The organism is Escherichia marmotae, from assembly GCF_002900365.1.
Taxonomy (GTDB): domain Bacteria; phylum Pseudomonadota; class Gammaproteobacteria; order Enterobacterales; family Enterobacteriaceae; genus Escherichia; species Escherichia marmotae.
In genome coordinates this window covers 3,186,999-3,205,736 of record NZ_CP025979.1, presented here as the reverse complement: position 1 = coordinate 3,205,736, position 18,738 = coordinate 3,186,999, and the positions used below count along the sequence as shown (strand labels likewise).

Annotated in this window: 18 protein-coding genes; 9 read left to right on the top strand and 9 right to left on the bottom strand. The window is 51.2% G+C overall.

Translation table 11 applies throughout. From position 1 onward, the window contains the following. Positions 1-354 precede the first annotated feature (354 nt). Genes hemY through hemC form a run of 4 tightly spaced genes read right to left on the bottom strand, consistent with a single transcriptional unit; the run spans position 355 to position 4,459 of the window. On the bottom strand, positions 355-1,551 hold the full coding sequence (gene hemY, locus C1192_RS16545) for a protoheme IX biogenesis protein HemY (RefSeq protein ID WP_000921776.1): 1,197 nt from the start codon (positions 1,549-1,551) through the stop codon (positions 355-357). 2 nt (positions 1,552-1,553) lie between these two features. Continuing rightward, positions 1,554-2,759, bottom strand: a complete 1,206-nt coding sequence (gene hemX / locus C1192_RS16540; protein WP_038355371.1) for a uroporphyrinogen-III C-methyltransferase — start codon at positions 2,757-2,759, stop codon at positions 1,554-1,556. 21 nt (positions 2,760-2,780) lie between these two features. Beyond that, a complete protein-coding gene (hemD, locus tag C1192_RS16535) occupies positions 2,781-3,521 on the bottom strand; it encodes a uroporphyrinogen-III synthase (protein WP_038355372.1) in 741 nt (246 codons plus the stop codon). Then, positions 3,518-4,459, bottom strand: a complete 942-nt coding sequence (gene hemC / locus C1192_RS16530; protein ID WP_010377386.1) for a hydroxymethylbilane synthase — start codon at positions 4,457-4,459, stop codon at positions 3,518-3,520. Before hemC ends, hemD begins: the two co-directional genes overlap by 4 nt. Before the next feature lie 385 nt (positions 4,460-4,844). Between hemC and cyaA the strand changes: the two genes are divergently transcribed. Continuing rightward, positions 4,845-7,391, top strand: a complete 2,547-nt coding sequence (gene cyaA, locus C1192_RS16520) for a class I adenylate cyclase (protein ID WP_038355373.1) — start codon at positions 4,845-4,847, stop codon at positions 7,389-7,391. Between the two features lie 39 nt (positions 7,392-7,430). Here cyaA and cyaY read toward each other — a convergent pair whose 3' ends face one another. After that, the gene (gene cyaY, locus C1192_RS16515) at positions 7,431-7,751 is read right to left on the bottom strand and encodes an iron donor protein CyaY (RefSeq protein ID WP_000999948.1); all 321 of its coding nucleotides are present in this window, start codon (positions 7,749-7,751) and stop codon (positions 7,431-7,433) included. Between the two features lie 47 nt (positions 7,752-7,798). Then, positions 7,799-9,826, bottom strand: a complete 2,028-nt coding sequence (locus C1192_RS16505; protein ID WP_038355374.1) for a hypothetical protein — start codon at positions 9,824-9,826, stop codon at positions 7,799-7,801. 188 nt (positions 9,827-10,014) lie between these two features. Between C1192_RS16505 and lptM the strand changes: the two genes are divergently transcribed. From lptM to uvrD, 6 genes are all read left to right on the top strand, one after another. Next, on the top strand, positions 10,015-10,218 hold the full coding sequence (gene lptM, locus C1192_RS16500; protein ID WP_000799886.1) for an LPS translocon maturation chaperone LptM: 204 nt from the start codon (positions 10,015-10,017) through the stop codon (positions 10,216-10,218). 36 nt (positions 10,219-10,254) lie between these two features. Further along, positions 10,255-11,079, top strand: coding sequence for a diaminopimelate epimerase (gene dapF / locus C1192_RS16495; protein WP_001160644.1), 825 nt, complete (start codon positions 10,255-10,257; stop codon positions 11,077-11,079). Further along, positions 11,076-11,783, top strand: coding sequence for a DUF484 domain-containing protein (locus C1192_RS16490; RefSeq protein ID WP_001517383.1), 708 nt, complete (start codon positions 11,076-11,078; stop codon positions 11,781-11,783). The genes dapF and C1192_RS16490 overlap by 4 nt, the downstream gene beginning before the upstream one ends. Further along, a complete protein-coding gene (xerC, locus tag C1192_RS16485) occupies positions 11,780-12,676 on the top strand; it encodes a tyrosine recombinase XerC (protein ID WP_000566225.1) in 897 nt (298 codons plus the stop codon). Before C1192_RS16490 ends, xerC begins: the two co-directional genes overlap by 4 nt. After that, complete coding sequence (yigB, locus tag C1192_RS16480) at positions 12,676-13,392, top strand: 5-amino-6-(5-phospho-D-ribitylamino)uracil phosphatase YigB (protein ID WP_001213593.1); 717 nt, start codon at positions 12,676-12,678, stop codon at positions 13,390-13,392. The genes xerC and yigB overlap by 1 nt, the downstream gene beginning before the upstream one ends. A gap of 82 nt (positions 13,393-13,474) precedes the next feature. Next, positions 13,475-15,637, top strand: a complete 2,163-nt coding sequence (gene uvrD / locus C1192_RS16475) for a DNA helicase II (RefSeq protein ID WP_038355375.1) — start codon at positions 13,475-13,477, stop codon at positions 15,635-15,637. Between the two features lie 156 nt (positions 15,638-15,793). Here the strand turns inward: uvrD and C1192_RS16470 are convergent, their stop codons facing one another. Beyond that, complete coding sequence (locus C1192_RS16470; protein WP_241482964.1) at positions 15,794-16,528, bottom strand: phosphodiester glycosidase family protein; 735 nt, start codon at positions 16,526-16,528, stop codon at positions 15,794-15,796. A gap of 191 nt (positions 16,529-16,719) precedes the next feature. Here C1192_RS16470 and ysgD point away from each other — a divergent pair, with 191 nt between their 5' ends. Continuing rightward, positions 16,720-16,776 carry a protein YsgD gene (ysgD, locus tag C1192_RS25510; protein WP_211180520.1) on the top strand — a complete coding sequence of 19 codons (57 nt, stop codon included), beginning with the start codon at positions 16,720-16,722 and terminating at the stop codon, positions 16,774-16,776. A gap of 151 nt (positions 16,777-16,927) precedes the next feature. Beyond that, positions 16,928-17,878, top strand: coding sequence for a magnesium/cobalt transporter CorA (gene corA / locus C1192_RS16465; protein ID WP_000947160.1), 951 nt, complete (start codon positions 16,928-16,930; stop codon positions 17,876-17,878). Between the two features lie 42 nt (positions 17,879-17,920). On the opposite strand, the gene C1192_RS16460 is transcribed toward corA, so the two are convergent. Both C1192_RS16460 and C1192_RS16455 read right to left on the bottom strand, forming a co-directional pair. Beyond that, positions 17,921-18,301 (bottom strand): DUF2628 domain-containing protein, encoded by a 381-nt coding sequence (locus C1192_RS16460; RefSeq protein ID WP_000032592.1) that lies wholly within the window; start codon positions 18,299-18,301, stop codon positions 17,921-17,923. Positions 18,302-18,315: 14 nt separating this feature from the next. Next, positions 18,316-18,696: a hypothetical protein gene (locus C1192_RS16455; protein WP_001517380.1), complete on the bottom strand. Its 381-nt coding sequence runs from the start codon at positions 18,694-18,696 to the stop codon at positions 18,316-18,318. Positions 18,697-18,738 lie beyond the last annotated feature (42 nt).

Below are 18,738 nucleotides of genomic sequence, written 5' to 3'. Positions count from 1 at the left end.
GGTAATTTATTAAATATGAAGAAAAAAGGGTTACAGATTTTTCTCATAACAAGTATTAGGGGATGTTATTACCCCATCCTCTGTGGCATAATAACTGAGTAGATGCTCATTCCATCTCTTATGTTCGCCTTAGTGCCTCATAAACTCAGGAATGACGCAGAGCCGTTTACGGTGCTTATCGTCCACTGACAGATGTCGCTTTTGCCTCATCAGACACCATGGACACAACGTTGAGTGAAGCACCCACTTGTTGTCATACAGACCTGTTTTAACGCCTGCTCCGTAATAAGAGCAGGCGTTTTTTTATCTATTCAGGAAAGGCCCGGAGGCTCTGCGCCTCCAGGTGAGAAAGGATTACTGCGGTGGGTTGTTCTGTAACGTCAGCATCAAACCGTCGCGGCGCATTGCAGCGGCTTCTTCCGGCTTGTGCAGTCTGTCCAGCACGTCAGCAAGCCATGCATAATCGTAGGCATCCGGGCGTTGTTTCAGCGCCGCGCGGAAGGCGAGAGATGCTTCCTGCCATTCGCCATGCTTCATCAGCGACTGACCCAATGTGCTCCACAACAGCGGGCGATCGCCCACGTTTTTAATCTGCTGGCGCAGCACCTTTTCCAGTTGTTCTGGATTATTGGTTTTCAGGCGTGGGATTGGTAGCAGCAGGCGATCGTCATACTGGCGTTTCAGGCCGTCGATGATAATTTGCTGGGCGGTGTCATGATCGTCACACTCAATAAGATGTTCTGCCATTGCCACCTGCAACGCCACCTGATGACGCGTTTTCCGGCTTTGATTTTTCCACCAGTTTCGCAAACCTTCACTACCGTCATCAGCACGAGCCTGATCCATCAGGCCAATCCATGCCTGTTGTTCCAGCATTGCGCGATGTTCTTCATCACCAACGTGAGCTTTTGCCATTGACGGGATGATGTCCAGCAGCGAACTCCACGCACCGGTGCGGATATAAGCTTGTTCCGCCAGACGCAGCACTTCAGGATGGCGTGGCGTGACTTCCAGCAACTTATCTACGCCGTGGCGTGCAGCATGATTTTCATTGCGTGCCAGTTGCAGGCGCACGCGGGCAATTTCTACCGGAATGGTGTCATTGCCTGCAAGTTCTGCTGCGCGTTCCAGATGCTGATTGGCGCGCGCTTCATCGCCGCGTTGTTGTGCGGCTTCAGCAGCCAGCAGGTAGTTCACTACCGGTTGTTCAGCGTGATCGGCATTTTTCGCCATCAGCTTTTCAACCTGCTGGTAATCACCTTCCGCCAGTTTCAGCAGCGCCTGTTCGGTCTGCTTACGTGCGCGGCGGCGTTTACGCCCGACAAACCAACCGCGGGTGTGCGCGCCGGTGCGGAAAATCCGTCGCAGTAGCCACTCGATAGCAAACAGCACCACCATTGCCAGTATAAAAATGATCGCCAGACCCGTGACGCTGGTTTCGATATTGTAGTTGTCGGTTTGAATCAGTACGTAACCCTGATGCCCGGCAATCATCGGACCAACCACGATCCCCGCAATAAGCAGAACAAAGAGTAACAACACTTTTAGCATGGTTATTCTCCTTGCGGCGCGGCTGCCGGAGTATCAGCTTGCGGTGCAGGTGCAGGTGCAGGTGCAGGTGCAGGTGCAGATTTAGCTTCCGTTGCTGGTGCTACAGGCTGTGCCAACAGATTACGCACGCGGGTTTGCATCAGCTTTTCCAGCATTGCCTGGCTTTGCAGGGTTTCCGGGAGATCCATCGAAATATTCTGCTGACTTAGCTGATCCACTTCGTCGAGAAACGCTTTGGTAGTGGCATCGTCAGTGTCGTAATAAGCACGTACCCAGGTAGAGACGTTTTCCAGCGCCTGGCGGTAGGTTTCTTCCTGATGACGCGGTACAGCTTGTGCTGCGACCAGCAGACGGGAACGAATATTTTCGCGCAGGTAGATATCTTGATTCGGCGCTAACAGGGGTACGGCGGTGTCATCACGACGCCGAATCGTAATGAAGTTATCCATAAAGTTCTGCCAGCTCTTTTGCAGATTGATACGCCATTCGCTGATGGAGCTGGAAAGCTCTTCACCATTGGAATCCATTGGTGAACCGTCACTGTCATTGTCGGCCAGACGCAGGTTATCTACCTGATTAGAAAGTTGATTCAACTTGAGGATGATACCGTCATAATCGACCTGTGATACCGCAGAAAGGCTGGCGATGTCATCGGTAATTGCCCGGCGAACGGTAATAAGACTTGGGTCATTCATATCGGCCAGGCTGGTATCTGCGCTTTTCAGTAGCGCAGCGGCGGTGGTGACGTCCTGATCGCTCCACAGCTTACGTCCGGCGAGCTTCACCAGAAAATCTGCCTGCGCCAGCAGCCAGGTTTTAGCATCGCTTCCGGAAATGGTGGCGACCTTTTGTTGAACTTCATCCAGTTGTTTTGCTAACGCTTCTTGCTGACGGTTTGCCTGCTCTAACTGCGTAGCCTGTTGTTTGATGATACCTTCCAGTTCTGCTTTTTGGCTCTCCTGGGCTTTTTGTAGCGCAGTGAGCTGGTTAGCGAGGACATCGCTGGTGGCCGTCTGATTGACGGCCTGTTGTTTACCCCAGCCATACAAACCGACACCTGCAGCCAGAGCAATAGCGATAGCCACCGCACTTAAAATCAGAGCAGTACTGTTATTACTCTTTTTTTCTACTGTGACAGATTGTGGCGTGGTGTCCACGGCCTCCCTGGTCTCTTCAACCACGGCGGAGGTTTTTTCTTGTTCCGTCATTATGGCTTCCTGTTATGAGAGTTATTGTAATGCCCGTAAAAGCGCATCGTTGTCAGCGTTATCAGCGACCTGAATGTCTTGCCAACCCAGTTCCCGGGCGAGTTTCGCCAGACGCTCGCTGACGACCAGTAGTCGACAGCGTAGTAACCAGTGCTCACGATACCATCGTGGAATCAGCGACCAGAGCTGTTGCAACATTTCACCGCTGGTAACAACGACCGTTGTCACTTCGCGGGACTGCCAGCGCATCGCTTCTTCTGCACCATCGTAATGAATGGCGCATCGTTGATAACATTCGCAAAAAGTAACTTCAGCCTCGCGTGCCGTCAGGGTTTCCCCAATCAGCTCACGACCGCCGTTGCCACGTAAAATTAGCGCACGTTTTCCCGCAATATTTTGTAATTCAGGTAATTGTAGCAAGACTTCGCTGATTTCCCGATCATGCGGATAACGAACTTCATGTCCGCTCACGGTATGCAGCGCCAGCGCCGTGGTACGGCCAATAGCGAAATAAGTGGGTAGGGTGGGCCACTTAAGACCTTGCTGATGTAGCTGTGACTGGGCAAAAGCAACGGCATGTTGCGAAAGGGCAAACAACAGATCGCTTTCGCTCAGCTCCGCCAGCCGGTCGGCAAGTTGTGGCAATTGCCGACCAGGGGAAAACTCAATCAGCGGAAAATGCCAGGCCACCTGCCCCAGTGTGCGCAGACGGCTCACTAACTCTTCTCCAGCGGGAGACGGGCGGGTGACCAGGATCCTCATGCCGGAGCGTCTCCGTTATAGACTTCAGCAAGGATTTCACGTGCGCCGTTATTCAATAGCTCTTCTGCCAGCGAAATGCCCATTTGCCCGGCATCTTGCGGCGCACCACGGCGTTCACCGCGAATAATCTGCGAACCGTCCGGTGCGCCGACCAGTGCACGCAGCCAGATTTCGCCATCAATAAGTTCGGCGTAGCTACCAATCGGCACCTGGCAACCGCCTTCAAGACGGGTATTCATGGCGCGTTCGGCGGTGACGCGCAGTGCAGTTTCGTGGTGATTGAGCGCGGCAAGAAGCTCGCGGGTGCGCGTATCATCAAGGCGGCATTCAATGCCCACCGCACCTTGTCCTACAGCCGGAAGAGAAACTTCTGGCGGCAGCGCGGCGCGAATGCGTGACTCCAGCCCTAAACGTTTTAAGCCAGCCACGGCAAGAATAATGGCATCGTATTCGCCATTATCCAGTTTACTCAGACGAGTACCGACATTGCCGCGCAGAGAACGGATAATGAGATCCGGACGGCGTTCAGCCAGTTGGCACTGACGGCGTAAGCTGGAAGTTCCGACGATGCTGCCCGCAGGTAACGCATCCAGACTGTCATAGTTATTGGAGACAAAGGCATCGCGAGGATCTTCACGCTCGCAAATGGTGACCAGCCCCAGACCTTGCGGAAATTCAACCGGCACATCTTTCATTGAATGTACGGCGATATCGGCACGGTTTTCCAGGAGCGCGACTTCCAGCTCTTTCACAAATAAGCCTTTCCCGCCTACCTTCGCCAGCGGCGTATCAAGAATCACATCGCCGCGCGTCACCATCGGCACCAGTTCAACCACCAGCCCTGGATGGCTCGCCATCAACTTGTCTTTGACATAATGTGCCTGCCAGAGTGCAAGTGGGCTTTGGCGTGTGGCAATTCTTAAAACATTGTCTAACATGCTTGTTACCGTCATTATCATCCATGGTCCATCCTAACATCCTTGCCGGAGCGATGTCAGTGTTGTGGTGAAACGTAGATGCCTGAGCAAAACGTAAAATATAGCCAGGCGGTGGATCCTGACAGGCGCTTCAAGCCGTCGTAATAAGGAATTTACAGAGAATAAACAGTGCTACACTTGTATGTAGCGCATCTTTCTTTACGGTCAACCAGCAAGGTGTTAAATTGATCACGTTTTAGACCATTTTTTCGTCGTGAAACTAAAAAAACCAGGCGCGGAAAGTGGTACGGTTACCTTTGACATACGAAATATCCCGAATGTCGCGTGTTTCCGTTGATGTTGCCGGAATCACAGACATGACGGGTAGCAAATCAGGCGATACGTCTTGTACCTCTATATTGAGACTCTGAAACAGAGACTGGATGCCATAAATCAATTGCGCGTGGATCGCGCGCTTGCTGCTATGGGGCCTGCATTCCAACAGGTCTACAGTCTGCTGCCGACATTGTTGCACTATCACCATCCGCTAATGCCGGGTTACCTTGATGGTAACGTTCCCAAGGGCATTTGCCTTTATACGCCTGATGAAACCCAACGCCACTACCTGAACGAACTGGAACTGTATCGTGGAATGTCAGTACAGGACCCGCCAAAAGGCGAGCTTCCAATTACTGGCGTATACACAATGGGCAGCACCTCGTCCATAGGGCAAAGTTGTTCCTCTGATCTGGATATCTGGGTCTGCCATCAATCGTGGCTGGATAGCGAAGAGCGTCAGTTACTGCAACGTAAATGCAGCTTGCTGGAAAGCTGGGCCGCCTCATTGGGGGTGGAAGTTAGCTTCTTCCTGATTGATGAAAACCGTTTCCGCCACAACGAAAGTGGCAGTCTGGGGGGCGAAGATTGTGGCTCCACCCAGCATATACTGCTACTTGATGAATTTTACCGTACCGCCGTGCGTCTCGCCGGTAAGCGTATTCTGTGGAATATGGTGCCGTGCGACGAAGAAGAGCATTACGATGATTATGTAATGACGCTTTACGCGCAGGGCGTACTGACGCCAAATGAATGGCTGGATCTCGGTGGTTTAAGCTCGCTTTCTGCTGAAGAGTACTTCGGTGCCAGCCTTTGGCAGCTCTACAAAAGTATCGACTCCCCGTACAAAGCGGTGCTGAAAACACTGCTGCTGGAAGCCTATTCCTGGGAATACCCTAATCCACGCCTGCTGGCGAAAGATATCAAACAGCGTTTGCACGACGGCGAGATAGTGTCATTTGGCCTCGATCCGTACTGCATGATGCTGGAGCGCGTTACCGAATATTTGACGGCGATTGAAGATTTCACCCGTCTGGATTTGGTGCGCCGCTGCTTTTATTTAAAAGTGTGCGAAAAATTAAGCCGCGAACGCACCTGCGTGGGCTGGCGTCGTGAAGTGTTAAGCCAACTGGTGAAAGAGTGGAGTTGGGACGAATCTCGCCTGACGATGCTGGATAACCGCGCTAACTGGAAGATTGATCAGGTGCGTGAAGCGCACAACGAACTGCTCGATGCGATGATGCAGAGTTACCGTAATCTGATCCGCTTTGCGCGTCGCAATAACCTTAGCGTTTCTGCCAGCCCGCAGGATATCGGTGTGCTGACGCGTAAACTGTACGCTGCGTTTGAAGCATTACCGGGGAAAGTGACGCTGGTAAACCCGCAGATTTCACCGGATCTTTCCGAGCCAAATCTGACCTTTATTTATGTACCGCCGGGGCGTGCTAATCGCTCTGGCTGGTATTTGTATAACCGTGCGCCGACAATTGAGTCGATCATCAGCCATCAACCGCTGGAATATAACCGTTACCTGAACAAATTGGTGGCGTGGGCATGGTTTAACGGACTGCTGACCTCGCGCACCCGTTTGTACATTAAAGGCAACGGCATTGTCGATCTGCCTAAGCTGCAAGAGATGGTGGCTGATGTGTCGCACCATTTCCCGTTGCGCTTACCTGCGCCGACACCGAAAGCGCTCTACAGTCCTTGTGAGATCCGCCATCTGGCGATTATCGTCAACCTGGAATATGACCCGACGACAGCGTTTCGTAATCAGGTAGTACATTTCGATTTCCGTAAGCTGGACGTCTTCAGCTTTGGCGAAGAGCAAAAATGTCTGGTGGGTAGTGTTGACCTGCTGTATCGCAACTCATGGAATGAAGTGCGCACGCTGCATTTCAACGGCGAGCAGTCGATGATTGAAGCCCTGAAAACCATCCTCGGCAAAATGCATCAGGACGCTGCCCCCCCTGATAGCGTGGAAGTGTTCTGTTATAGCCAGCATTTGCGCGGATTAATCCGTACTCGCGTGCAGCAACTGGTTTCTGAGTGCATTGAACTGCGTCTTTCCAGCACCCGCCAGGAAACCGGGCGCTTTAAAGCGTTGCGCGTTTCTGGCCAGACCTGGGGTTTGTTCTTCGAACGCCTGAATGTATCGGTACAGAAACTGGAAAATGCCATCGAGTTTTATGGCGCGATCTCGCATAACAAACTGCATGGTTTGTCAGTGCAGGTTGAGACTAATCACGTTAAATTACCGGCGGTGGTGGACGGCTTCGCCAGCGAAGGGATCATCCAGTTCTTCTTCGAAGAAACACACGATGAGAACGGCTTTAATATCTACATTCTCGACGAAAGTAACCGCGTTGAGGTGTATCACCACTGCGAGGGTAGCAAAGAGGAGTTGGTGCGTGATGTCAGTCGCTTCTACTCGTCATCGCACGATCGTTTCACTTACGGCTCCAGTTTCATCAACTTTAACCTGCCGCAGTTTTACCAGATTGTGAAGGTCGATGGTCGCGAACAGGTCATTCCGTTCCGTACCAAATCTATCGGTAACATGCCGCCTGCCAATCAGGACAACGACACGCCGCTGTTACAGCAATATTTTTCGTGATGGATGTGCCGGAAAGCGAGGCTTATCCGGCATGCCATCTTAATGGAAGCTTACCGCCTCTCCCGCCTGCTGCGTTGCAGCCTGCTCCAGCAAATCCCAGAAGGTTTCGCCGCTACGATCGCAAACCCACTCGTCGCCTTTCAGGTCAAAATGGTAGCCGCCCTGTTTGGTCGCCAGCCACACCTGGTGCAGCGGTTCCTGACGGTTGATAATGATTTTGCTGCCGTTTTCAAAGGTAATGGTCAGCACGCCGCCGTTGATTTCGCAGTCGATATCGCTGTCACCATCCCAGTCGTCCAGACGCTCTTCAATGGTCAGCCACAGTTGATCAGCCAGGCGATGAAATTCACTGTCGTTCATTGTTGTATCCTGTTTTTAAGTGATGGCGGCAGTATAGCGGCATGGTGTCAGGGCTTCAAAGTTTGCCCAATGTCTGGTGTTTTGCGACACTCTTTCTCTGTCTTCAAGATGATGATGTCATCATTGGATGAAAACATGTTCTGATTCAAATTACGTGTCTTTGCCGGACAGGGCGATGCGGTTCGATAAAGTTGGTTGCCGTTCCAGGTATAAACATAGCGATTGTCATAAGCGAAGCGTTCGGTGGTCTTCAATGATCCATCAATGGCAAAAATTTGAATATCGTCGCGTAAACGGGAAGAGCGCATAAAGTAGCCATGGTCTTCCCCGGCGTTAATTCGTTGGTTCAGGAAAGGTGCAGAAGAATCGAGCGTTAGGATTTCCAGTGTGTCCTCACCGAAAGGCGATAATTTCGCAACGTACAGATTATTTTTGTACTGCGCGATACGCTTGGTGATTGGATGAAATTCTTTTGGGTCAATATCGGGGAGTTTTTCCCATTGACTCCATTGCTGGTCTGTAGAGCGAAGCTTACGCCAGAGAATACCGGTTTCGTTGATGAGAAAAGAGCTTTCGCCATTGGAATATTGCGCAAGGTTAACGGATGAGTTATAGGAAATTCCCGTTGGAATAAACACGCCGTTCTCAAGAAGTCTGCCGTCAAGATTACCACTGCGGTAGTTTGCCCAATAGCCATATCCTGAATCTTCGGTTTTCCATTTCACCCGCACGGCTTTGGTATTGGGCGTTGGGTAGCGCCAGAGCTGTGAGCCATCGAATGTGTAAATATAACGATCGTTGTGCGCGTACCATTTCTTGTAGTGGGGGCTATCGCCAAGGTGAGCCTCACGTTCATCGGGAACACGATAATCCATCAGGATAAGCGGCCCGGAAGACTCGAATACCTGGAGTCCATCTTCTTCTTCACCATCAATTTGTAATTTGGTCAGTAAATAGCCGTGGGTTCTCCCTGCGTTAAAGCGTTTATCTATCACCAAATTAGGGTTATCCAGCGTGACGATATCCAGCCTGTTTTCACCAAATTCCGTTTTTTTGATGACGTACAGCTTGTCCTGATATTGCGCGACGGTTTTACTAAGAGGGTGAAATTGTTCTGGATCGAGACCGGGTAGTATTTCTTGCTGGCATTTTGGCCCTTTACGCCATGAAACGTTGTGTTCCTGTAAATTGAACGCTGCACAGTTCTTTGCCATATCTTTATCCAGATTACCCTGATTCAGTACATTCCGCTGCAGCCCGTTTTTATCACGCCAGGTCAAGAGTGAGCCGGGCATCCAGCGCACGACAGTGAATGTTTCCGGGTCGGCATCAAGCTGTTCACCATTGATTATAATTTTCGTGTGTGTACGGGCCAGCGTATCCCAGGGGCCGAACGGCACAGCAACGCAGGGGTTAAAAGCGGTGGAAAACTTTCCTCGCTGATCCCAGGTCTTTTGCGCCAGTACGCGGAAACTATCGGGATCTGCAAGGCGATGCCCATCGACATATAAGAAATTAGCGTCACGTAATATCAGCCCCAGAAAGTCAGGTTTCCAGGGGAAACGGAATTTCACCTGATGCAGCGTTTTAATATCTAAACTATTTTCTCCGCCATTGTCATCGGTGCGCTTGCCTTCGAAATAGAGACTGTTTTTATCTGCGGCAAAATCTCCCCATGCCTTGAATGAGGCGACATCAACGGGTGGTTTGTCTGGAGGGTTTTTCACAACTTCACCCGCGTAGAGAATATAGCGACCATCGCTATGCCAGGCGTAATGAGGATACCAGGCCTGTGCGCCCTCATAGAGGTAGTCAGTTGTTAGATCAGTCAGAGGTGGTTCTTTATTCCATTCGTCTTGTGTTGTTGGGTTTATTAATAAATTGGGTAAACGACGTAATCTTTTGTAATTTACGCTAGGAAGAGAAAGATTTGTTTCTTCATAAGGGCGCAAGTACACCACGCCTTTTTCCTGTTGCTGGTAAATATTATGTTCAGGCTCATCAAGCCGACATCCCCATGCTGACGATAAGAACAGCGAACAAGACAACAAACAAACCACATTGCGATAGTGCATAAAGCCATCCTGGCGCGAGGTGTCGATCACGAAACCACCAGCAAAACATAAATCCCTGCGTGTAAGCGTTATACTCGCAGCAATTCCTCACTTTTCAGACTTCATAAAGAGTCGCTAAACGCTTGCTTTTACGTCTTCTCCTGCGATGATAGAAAGCAGAAAGCGATGAACTTTACAGGCAATCCATAATGAAAAACGTGTTTAAGGCACTCACTGTATTACTGACTCTTTTCAGCCTGACGGGCTGCGGTCTGAAAGGTCCGCTCTATTTCCCGCCCGCAGATAAAAACGCGCCACCGCCGACCAAACCGGTAGATACGCAAACGCAATCCACGTTGCCGGATAAAAACGACCGCGCCACTGGCGATGGCCCATCTCAGGTGAATTACTAAAAGTCAGTTTCTGTACCCGCGTGAATGGAGTAGATAATGCAGTTCTCGAAAATGCATGGCCTTGGCAACGATTTTATGGTCGTCGACGCGGTAACGCAGAATGTCTTTTTTTCACCGGATCTGATTCGTCGTCTGGCGGATCGGCACCTGGGTGTGGGTTTTGATCAGCTATTGGTGGTCGAGCCGCCTTACGATCCAGAACTCGATTTCCACTATCGTATTTTTAATGCTGACGGTAGTGAAGTGGCGCAGTGCGGCAACGGCGCACGCTGCTTTGCCCGCTTTGTACGCCTGAAAGGGCTGACCAATAAGCGCGATATTCGCGTTAGCACCGCCAATGGTCGGATGGTGCTGACCGTCACCGATGATGATCTGGTGCGGGTAAATATGGGCGAACCAAATTTCGAACCTTCCGCCGTGCCGTTTCGCGCCAACAAAGCGGAAAAGACCTATATTATGCGCGCCGCCGAGCAGACAATCTTATGCGGTGTGGTGTCAATGGGTAATCCACACTGCGTGATTCAGGTCGATGATGTCGATACTGCGGCGGTAGAAACACTAGGCCCTGTTCTGGAAAACCACGAACGCTTCCCGGAACGTGCCAATATCGGTTTTATGCAAGTGGTTAAGCGCGAGCATATTCGTTTACGAGTCTATGAACGTGGGGCAGGAGAAACTCAGGCCTGTGGCAGCGGCGCGTGTGCGGCAGTAGCGGTAGGGATTCAGCAAGGTTTGCTGGCCGAAGAAGTACGTGTGGAACTCCCTGGCGGTCGCCTTGATATCGCCTGGAAAGGTCCGGGTCATCCGTTATATATGACGGGTCCGGCAGTACATGTTTACGACGGATTTATTCATCTATGAAGCAACCAGGGGAAGAACTACAGGAAACACTCACGGAGCTTGATGACCGAGCGGTTGTCGATTATCTGATTAAAAATCCTGAGTTTTTTATCCGCAATGCGCACGCAGTAGAGGCAATTCGGGTGCCGCATCCGGTACGTGGCACCGTTTCACTCGTCGAATGGCATATGGCCCGCGCGCGTAACCATATTCATGTTCTGGAAGAGAATATGGCGCTGTTGATGGAACAGGCTACCGCCAACGAAGGCCTGTTTTATCGCTTACTTTATCTGCAGCGCACTCTCACTGCTGCCAGCAGTCTCGACGATATGCTAATGCGCTTTCACCGTTGGGCACGCGATCTCGGTCTGGCGGGCGCGAGTCTGCGTCTGTTCCCGGATCGCTGGCGTTTAGGCGCGCCGTCGAACTATACCTATCTGGCATTGAGTCGTCAGGCTTTTGAACCACTGCGTATTCAGCGTCTGGGGCAGGAACAGCATTATCTGGGGCCGCTTAACGGGCCTGAACTGCTGGTGGTGCTGCCGGAAGCGAAAGCGGTGGGATCAGTAGCGATGTCGATGTTGGGAAGTGATGCTGATTTAGGTGTCGTACTGTTCACCAGCCGGGATGCCAGTCACTATCAACAAGGGCAAGGAACGCAGTTACTCCATGAAATTGCGCTGATGATGCCGGAGCTTCTGGAGCGTTGGATTGAACGCGTATGATCGATTTACATACCGATGTGGAACGCTATCTACGCTATCTGAGCGTGGAGCGTCAACTTAGCCCGATAACTCTGCTTAACTACCGACGCCAGCTTGAGGCGATCATCAATTTTGCCAGTGAAAACGACCTGCAAAGCTGGCAACAATGTGATGTGACGATGGTGCGTAATTTTGCTGTACGCAGTCGTCGTAAAGGGCTGGGAGCAGCAAGCCTCGCATTACGCCTCTCTGCGCTACGTAGCTTTTTTGACTGGCTGGTCAGCCAGAATGAACTCAAAGCCAACCCGGCGAAAGGTGTTTCGGCACCGAAAGCGGCACGCCATCTGCCAAAAAATATCGATGTCGATGATATGAATCGGCTGCTGGATATCGATATCAATGATCCCCTCGCCGTGCGCGACCGGGCAATGCTGGAAGTGATGTACGGTGCAGGTCTGCGTCTTTCCGAACTGGTGGGGCTGGACATCAAACACCTCGACCTGGAGTCCGGTGAAGTATGGGTGATGGGTAAAGGCAGCAAAGAACGTCGTTTGCCGATTGGTCGCAACGCGGTGGCGTGGATTGAGCACTGGCTTGATTTGCGTGACCTGTTTGGTTGCGAAGACGATGCGCTTTTCCTGTCGAAACAGGGGAAACGCATATCCGCGCGTAATGTGCAAAAACGCTTTGCCGAATGGGGCATAAAACAAGGGCTGAATAATCACGTTCACCCGCATAAATTACGTCACTCGTTCGCCACGCATATGCTGGAGTCGAGCGGCGATCTTCGTGGTGTGCAGGAGCTGCTGGGCCATGCCAACCTCTCCACCACGCAAATCTATACTCATCTTGATTTTCAACACCTTGCCTCGGTGTACGATGCGGCGCATCCACGCGCCAAACGGGGGAAATAATGCGTTTTTACCGGCCTTTGGGGCGCATCTCGGCGCTCACTTTTGACCTGGATGATACCCTTTACGATAACCGTCCGGTGATCCAACGTACCGAGCAAGAAGCACTTATCTTTGTGCAAAATTATCATCCGGCGCTGCGTAGCTTCCAGAATGAAGATCTGCAACGTCTGCGCCAGGCGGTACGGGAAGCGGAACCAGAGATTTATCATGATGTGACGCGCTGGCGTTTTCGTTCTATCGAACAAGCCATGCTCGACGCCGGGCTGAGTGCCGAAGAGGCCAGTGCAGGCGCACACGCGGCGATGATCAACTTTGCTAAATGGCGCAGCCGTATTGATGTGCCGCAGCAAACTCACGACACCTTAAAACAACTGGCGAAGAAATGGCCGCTGGTGGCGATCACCAACGGTAACGCCCAGCCTGAATTGTTTGGCCTGGGCGATTACTTTGAGTTCGTGCTGCGTGCTGGCCCGCACGGGCGCTCGAAACCGTTCAGCGATATGTACTTTCTGGCGGCAGAAAAACTCAATGTGCCGATCGGTGAGATCCTGCATGTTGGCGATGATCTCACCACCGACGTTGGTGGGGCAATTCGCAGCGGAATGCAGGCGTGCTGGATCAAACCGGAAAATGGCGATCTGATGCAAACCTGGGACAGCCGTTTACTGCCGCATCTGGAAATTTCCCGGTTGGCATCTCTGACCTCGCTGATATAATCAGCAACTCTGTATATATACCCAGCTTTTTGGCGGAGGGCGTTGCGCTTCTCCGCCCCAACATTTTTACGCGGCGGTGCCAATGGACGTTTCTTACCTGCTCGAAAGCCTTAATGACAAACAGCGCGAAGCGGTGGCCGCGCCACGCAGCAATCTTCTGGTGCTGGCGGGCGCGGGCAGTGGTAAGACGCGCGTTCTGGTGCATCGTATTGCGTGGCTGATGAGCGTGGAAAACTGCTCGCCGTACTCGATTATGGCGGTGACGTTTACCAACAAAGCGGCGGCGGAAATGCGCCATCGCATCGGGCAATTGATGGGCACCAGCCAGGGCGGCATGTGGGTTGGCACCTTCCACGGGCTGGCGCACCGCCTGCTGCGTGCGCACCATATGGACGCTAACCTACCGCAGGATTTCCAGATCCTCGATAGCGAAGACCAACTGCGCCTGCTCAAGCGTTTGATCAAAGCGATGAACCTCGACGAGAAGCAGTGGCCGCCGCGCCAGGCAATGTGGTACATCAACAGCCAGAAAGACGAAGGCCTGCGGGCGCATCATATTCAGAGCTACGGTAACCCGGTAGAGCAAACCTGGCAGAAGGTTTATCAGGCGTATCAGGAAGCGTGTGACCGCGCGGGCCTGGTGGACTTCGCTGAACTGCTGCTGCGCGCCCACGAACTGTGGCTTAACAAGCCGCATATCCTGCAACACTACCGCGAACGTTTTACCAATATCCTTGTGGACGAATTCCAGGATACCAACAACATTCAGTACGCGTGGATCCGCCTGCTGGCGGGGGATACCGGCAAAGTGATGATCGTCGGTGATGATGACCAGTCAATTTATGGCTGGCGCGGCGCGCAGGTCGAGAATATTCAGCGTTTCCTCAATGATTTCCCAGGTGCCGAAACTATTCGTCTGGAGCAGAACTATCGCTCCACCAGTAACATTCTGAGCGCCGCCAACGCCCTGATTGAAAACAACAATGGACGCTTAGGTAAAAAATTGTGGACCGATGGCGCGGACGGTGAGCCGATTTCCCTTTATTGTGCCTTTAACGAACTCGACGAAGCGCGTTTTGTGGTTAACCGCATCAAAACCTGGCAGGACAATGGCGGGGCGCTCGCTGAGTGCGCCATTCTCTACCGTAGCAACGCCCAGTCGCGTGTGCTGGAAGAGGCCTTATTGCAGGCCAGTATGCCGTACCGTATTTATGGCGGTATGCGCTTCTTCGAACGCCAGGAAATCAAAGATGCGCTCTCGTATCTGCGCCTGATTGCCAACCGTAACGATGACGCGGCATTTGAGCGCGTGGTGAATACGCCAACGCGGGGTATTGGTGATCGGACGCTGGACGTAGTTCGCCAGACATCGCGCGATCGCCAGCTAACTCTCTGGCAGGCGTGTCGTGAACTGTTACAGGAAAAAGCCCTCGCTGGGCGCGCTGCCAGCGCCTTGCAACGGTTTATGGAACTGATTGACGCCTTAGCGCAAGAAACTGCCGATATGCCGCTGCATGTACAGACTGACCGGGTAATTAAAGACTCTGGCCTGCGTACCATGTATGAACAGGAGAAAGGCGAAAAAGGCCAGACGCGTATTGAAAACTTAGAGGAACTGGTGACAGCAACGCGCCAGTTCAGCTACAACGAAGAAGATGAAGATTTAATGCCGCTGCAGGCTTTCCTCTCGCATGCGGCACTGGAAGCGGGTGAAGGGCAGGCGGATACCTGGCAGGATGCGGTGCAGTTGATGACTTTGCACTCAGCGAAAGGGCTGGAGTTCCCGCAGGTATTTATCGTCGGTATGGAAGAGGGAATGTTCCCCAGCCAGATGTCGCTGGATGAAGGTGGGCGTCTGGAAGAAGAACGTCGTCTGGCCTACGTTGGGGTAACCCGTGCGATGCAGAAACTGACGCTGACCTATGCGGAAACTCGCCGTCTGTATGGCAAAGAGGTTTACCATCGCCCGTCGCGCTTTATTGGTGAGCTGCCGGAAGAATGTGTGGAAGAGGTGCGATTACGCGCTACGGTGAGTCGTCCGGTCAGTCATCAGCGTATGGGTACGCCACTGGCTGATAACGACAGCGGTTACAAACTCGGCCAGCGTGTGCGCCATGCCAAGTTTGGTGAAGGGACTATCGTCAATATGGAAGGCAGCGGCGAGCATAGCCGCCTGCAGGTGGCGTTCCAGGGCCAGGGTATTAAATGGCTGGTGGCGGCTTACGCCCGGCTGGAGACGGTGTAATTTACGATTCCGTTGCCGGATGCGGTGCTGCGCACCTTATCCGGCCTACAAAATCATGCAGATTCAATAAATTGCAACGTCATGTAGGCCGGATAAGGCGTTTACGCCGCATCCGGCATCTGCACCATATTCAGTATCTGACATAAAACTATCCTTCTAACTTTTCCGCTCGACGGAAATCATGGTGACGAAGGGATAACGTTGCCAGGGGATCGCGCCGCCTTTCACATACATATGTGAGATAGTGCCATCAAGATAAAGCAACTGCCCGACATCCAGTTTCGCTTTGGCATAGCAGGCAAAATCATAAAAGTTTGTCGCCTGCTGACTGAGCAAAAATACTGCGTTACCTTGTTTATTAATCCCTACACCGTTACGGATTTTGCGCGACGCGACGTTGGGGTGAATACGCGAATTTATCACGCCATTCTCCAGCAACATCGGCCCTGACTGCACCGCAAACTGAATATCTTTACTGGCTTTAAATGCCTGCAGCGGAACGATAGCGGCTTTATCTCCCGCAACATAAAACACGCCGCCAGGACGAATAAAGAAATTACCTTCCCCCGAGGTGAGATTTAACGCTACCTTCTGTTGACCGTTTTCGATGTACAAACCGAGAGGCGCATAACCTTCATCATAAATACCTCCGTTCATCACCATCTGCACTTGCCCCAGGCTGTCAACATCAGCCAGCAGCGCATGAAATGTTCCCCACGCTTCGCCATTAGTTTTTTGCCAGTACATTTTCACCCGTTCTGTCTGGGGATTGACGGTATACGCTTGTACGGTCAGCGTCGGATCGGAGAGCGTGCAGTCATCAGCGGCAACAGCAAACAAGGGGAGTAAGGTGAGAGTGAGAAAAATCCGTTTGAGATTCAAGGTGATCATTCCTTTACCAATGAGTAGTCAATGCGCCATTATAGGTTCTGGATGTGGGATTTTTTTATCCTGTTAATGACCTTGACGAGTACCGAAAAGCGCGAAGTTCAACTATTGTTCTGTGGTGTTCCGTTGCGTGTTGACGGCAAAATTTTGCTGGCGTAACATGCGCGCACGATCACTCTAAGAGGACATTCGCCTTGGACACACCCAGTAGATACTGGCTCACTATCCTGTCATCCAGGATCAACTCCTAAGGCTATCCCCTTTTGCTGATAGCCTTAGCGGTTGTCAGCGACCTCAATTTTTCCCGTCGCGCTGAGTCAGGCTGTTTAATGGTCTGAAACCCAATATGTTTCTGTGTGCCCACCGAACTGTCCGATATTTTAAGCATTGGGAGTCCCGGTCATGCTGAGCGCATTTCAACTGGAAAATAACCGACTGACCCGGCTGGAAGTCGAAGAGTCACAACCCCTTGTCAATGCAGTATGGATTGATCTTGTCGAACCGGATGACGACGAGCGACTGCGCGTACAATCTGAACTTGGCCAGAGCCTGGCAACTCGCCCGGAACTGGAAGACATCGAAGCATCGGCACGTTTCTTTGAAGACGATGACGGCCTGCATATTCACTCCTTCTTCTTCTTTGAAGATGCGGAAGATCACGCCGGTAACTCCACCGTGGCATTTACCATCCGTGATGGCCGCCTGTTTACCCTGCGTGAGCGTGAGTTGCCTGCATTCCGTCTGTATCGTATGCGCGCCCGTAGCCAGTCGATGGTTGACGGTAACGCCTACGAGTTACTGCTGGATTTGTTCGAAACCAAAATTGAACAGTTGGCAGATGAAATTGAAAACATCTACAGCGATCTGGAGCAACTGAGCCGGGTGATTATGGAAGGGCGTCAGGGCGATGAGTACGACGAGGCGCTCTCCACGTTGGCAGAACTGGAAGATATCGGTTGGAAAGTTCGCCTGTGTCTGATGGATACCCAGCGTGCGCTCAACTTCCTGGTGCGCAAAGCGCGCTTACCGGGTGGGCAACTGGAGCAGGCGCGCGAGATCCTGCGAGATATCGAATCCCTGTTGCCACATAACGAGTCTCTGTTCCAGAAGGTGAACTTCCTGATGCAGGCGGCGATGGGCTTTATCAACATCGAGCAGAACCGCATCATCAAGATCTTCTCGGTGGTATCCGTTGTGTTCCTGCCGCCGACGCTGGTCGCTTCCAGCTACGGGATGAACTTCGAGTTTATGCCGGAACTGAAGTGGACTTTCGGCTACCCGGGCGCAATTATCTTTATGATCCTCGCGGGCCTGGCGCCGTATCTGTACTTTAAGCGGAAGAACTGGTTGTAAAAAACGAGAATGGTGGTTTAGCCAGGCTAAGCCACCGGTCATTCAAAGGCTCCAGGTATTTAATCCTTTTACCTCTTTCTCATAGAACCATTTATTCGTGTTAACAGCAACATAGGCTACTACAACAATTCCCAGAATGTTAACGCCAATTAATGCACCGACAAATAGAGATAAAATGCCAAGTAATAGAACTATAATCGCTTTTTTCCATAACCCGAGAACAAATAAATATATCCAGGAAAAGAAGAAAGCAATAAAATTCATTTGAATAGTTAATCGTTGTCTTATTTTTAATTCTTTATATGCTGTTTTATATTCAGGTGTTGCTCCCCAGAATCCAGGAAAACCATGTTTTTCATAAAAATTAAATCGAAATTTCCATTTTTCAGTTAATGAACCATCGTTCATATATTCCTTACTCATAAATACTCCCTTAACTATTGTTTTGATGAATCAGTAGGTGCAAGCATTAGCATACTGAAAGTGGAAAAGTAGCAAATTAAGAAAATCATCGAACCAGTGCCTGAACAGTCAAAATGTTCGGCAATCATTGTGATGAAAGAGACGATATAGACTGCTAATGTACCAAAAATATAAGTTTTTATATACGTGAACCCACTATCACGGAGTCGTTGGCAACTCATGTTGATGACGAGATAATGGAGTAAGAGAGTAGAGGCTATAACAAGAAAATTTGCTTCCACATTTGCAAAGAAGACAATAAGGAAGGTGCAAATTAGGTTTGTCAAAGTAAATGACAATATATAATGGCGTCTTGAAATCCTACCATCAGATGTTGGAATAAATACACGTAACATTAATTTTACATCCTTGTCTTAATCTCCTGCCAGCATGACAAT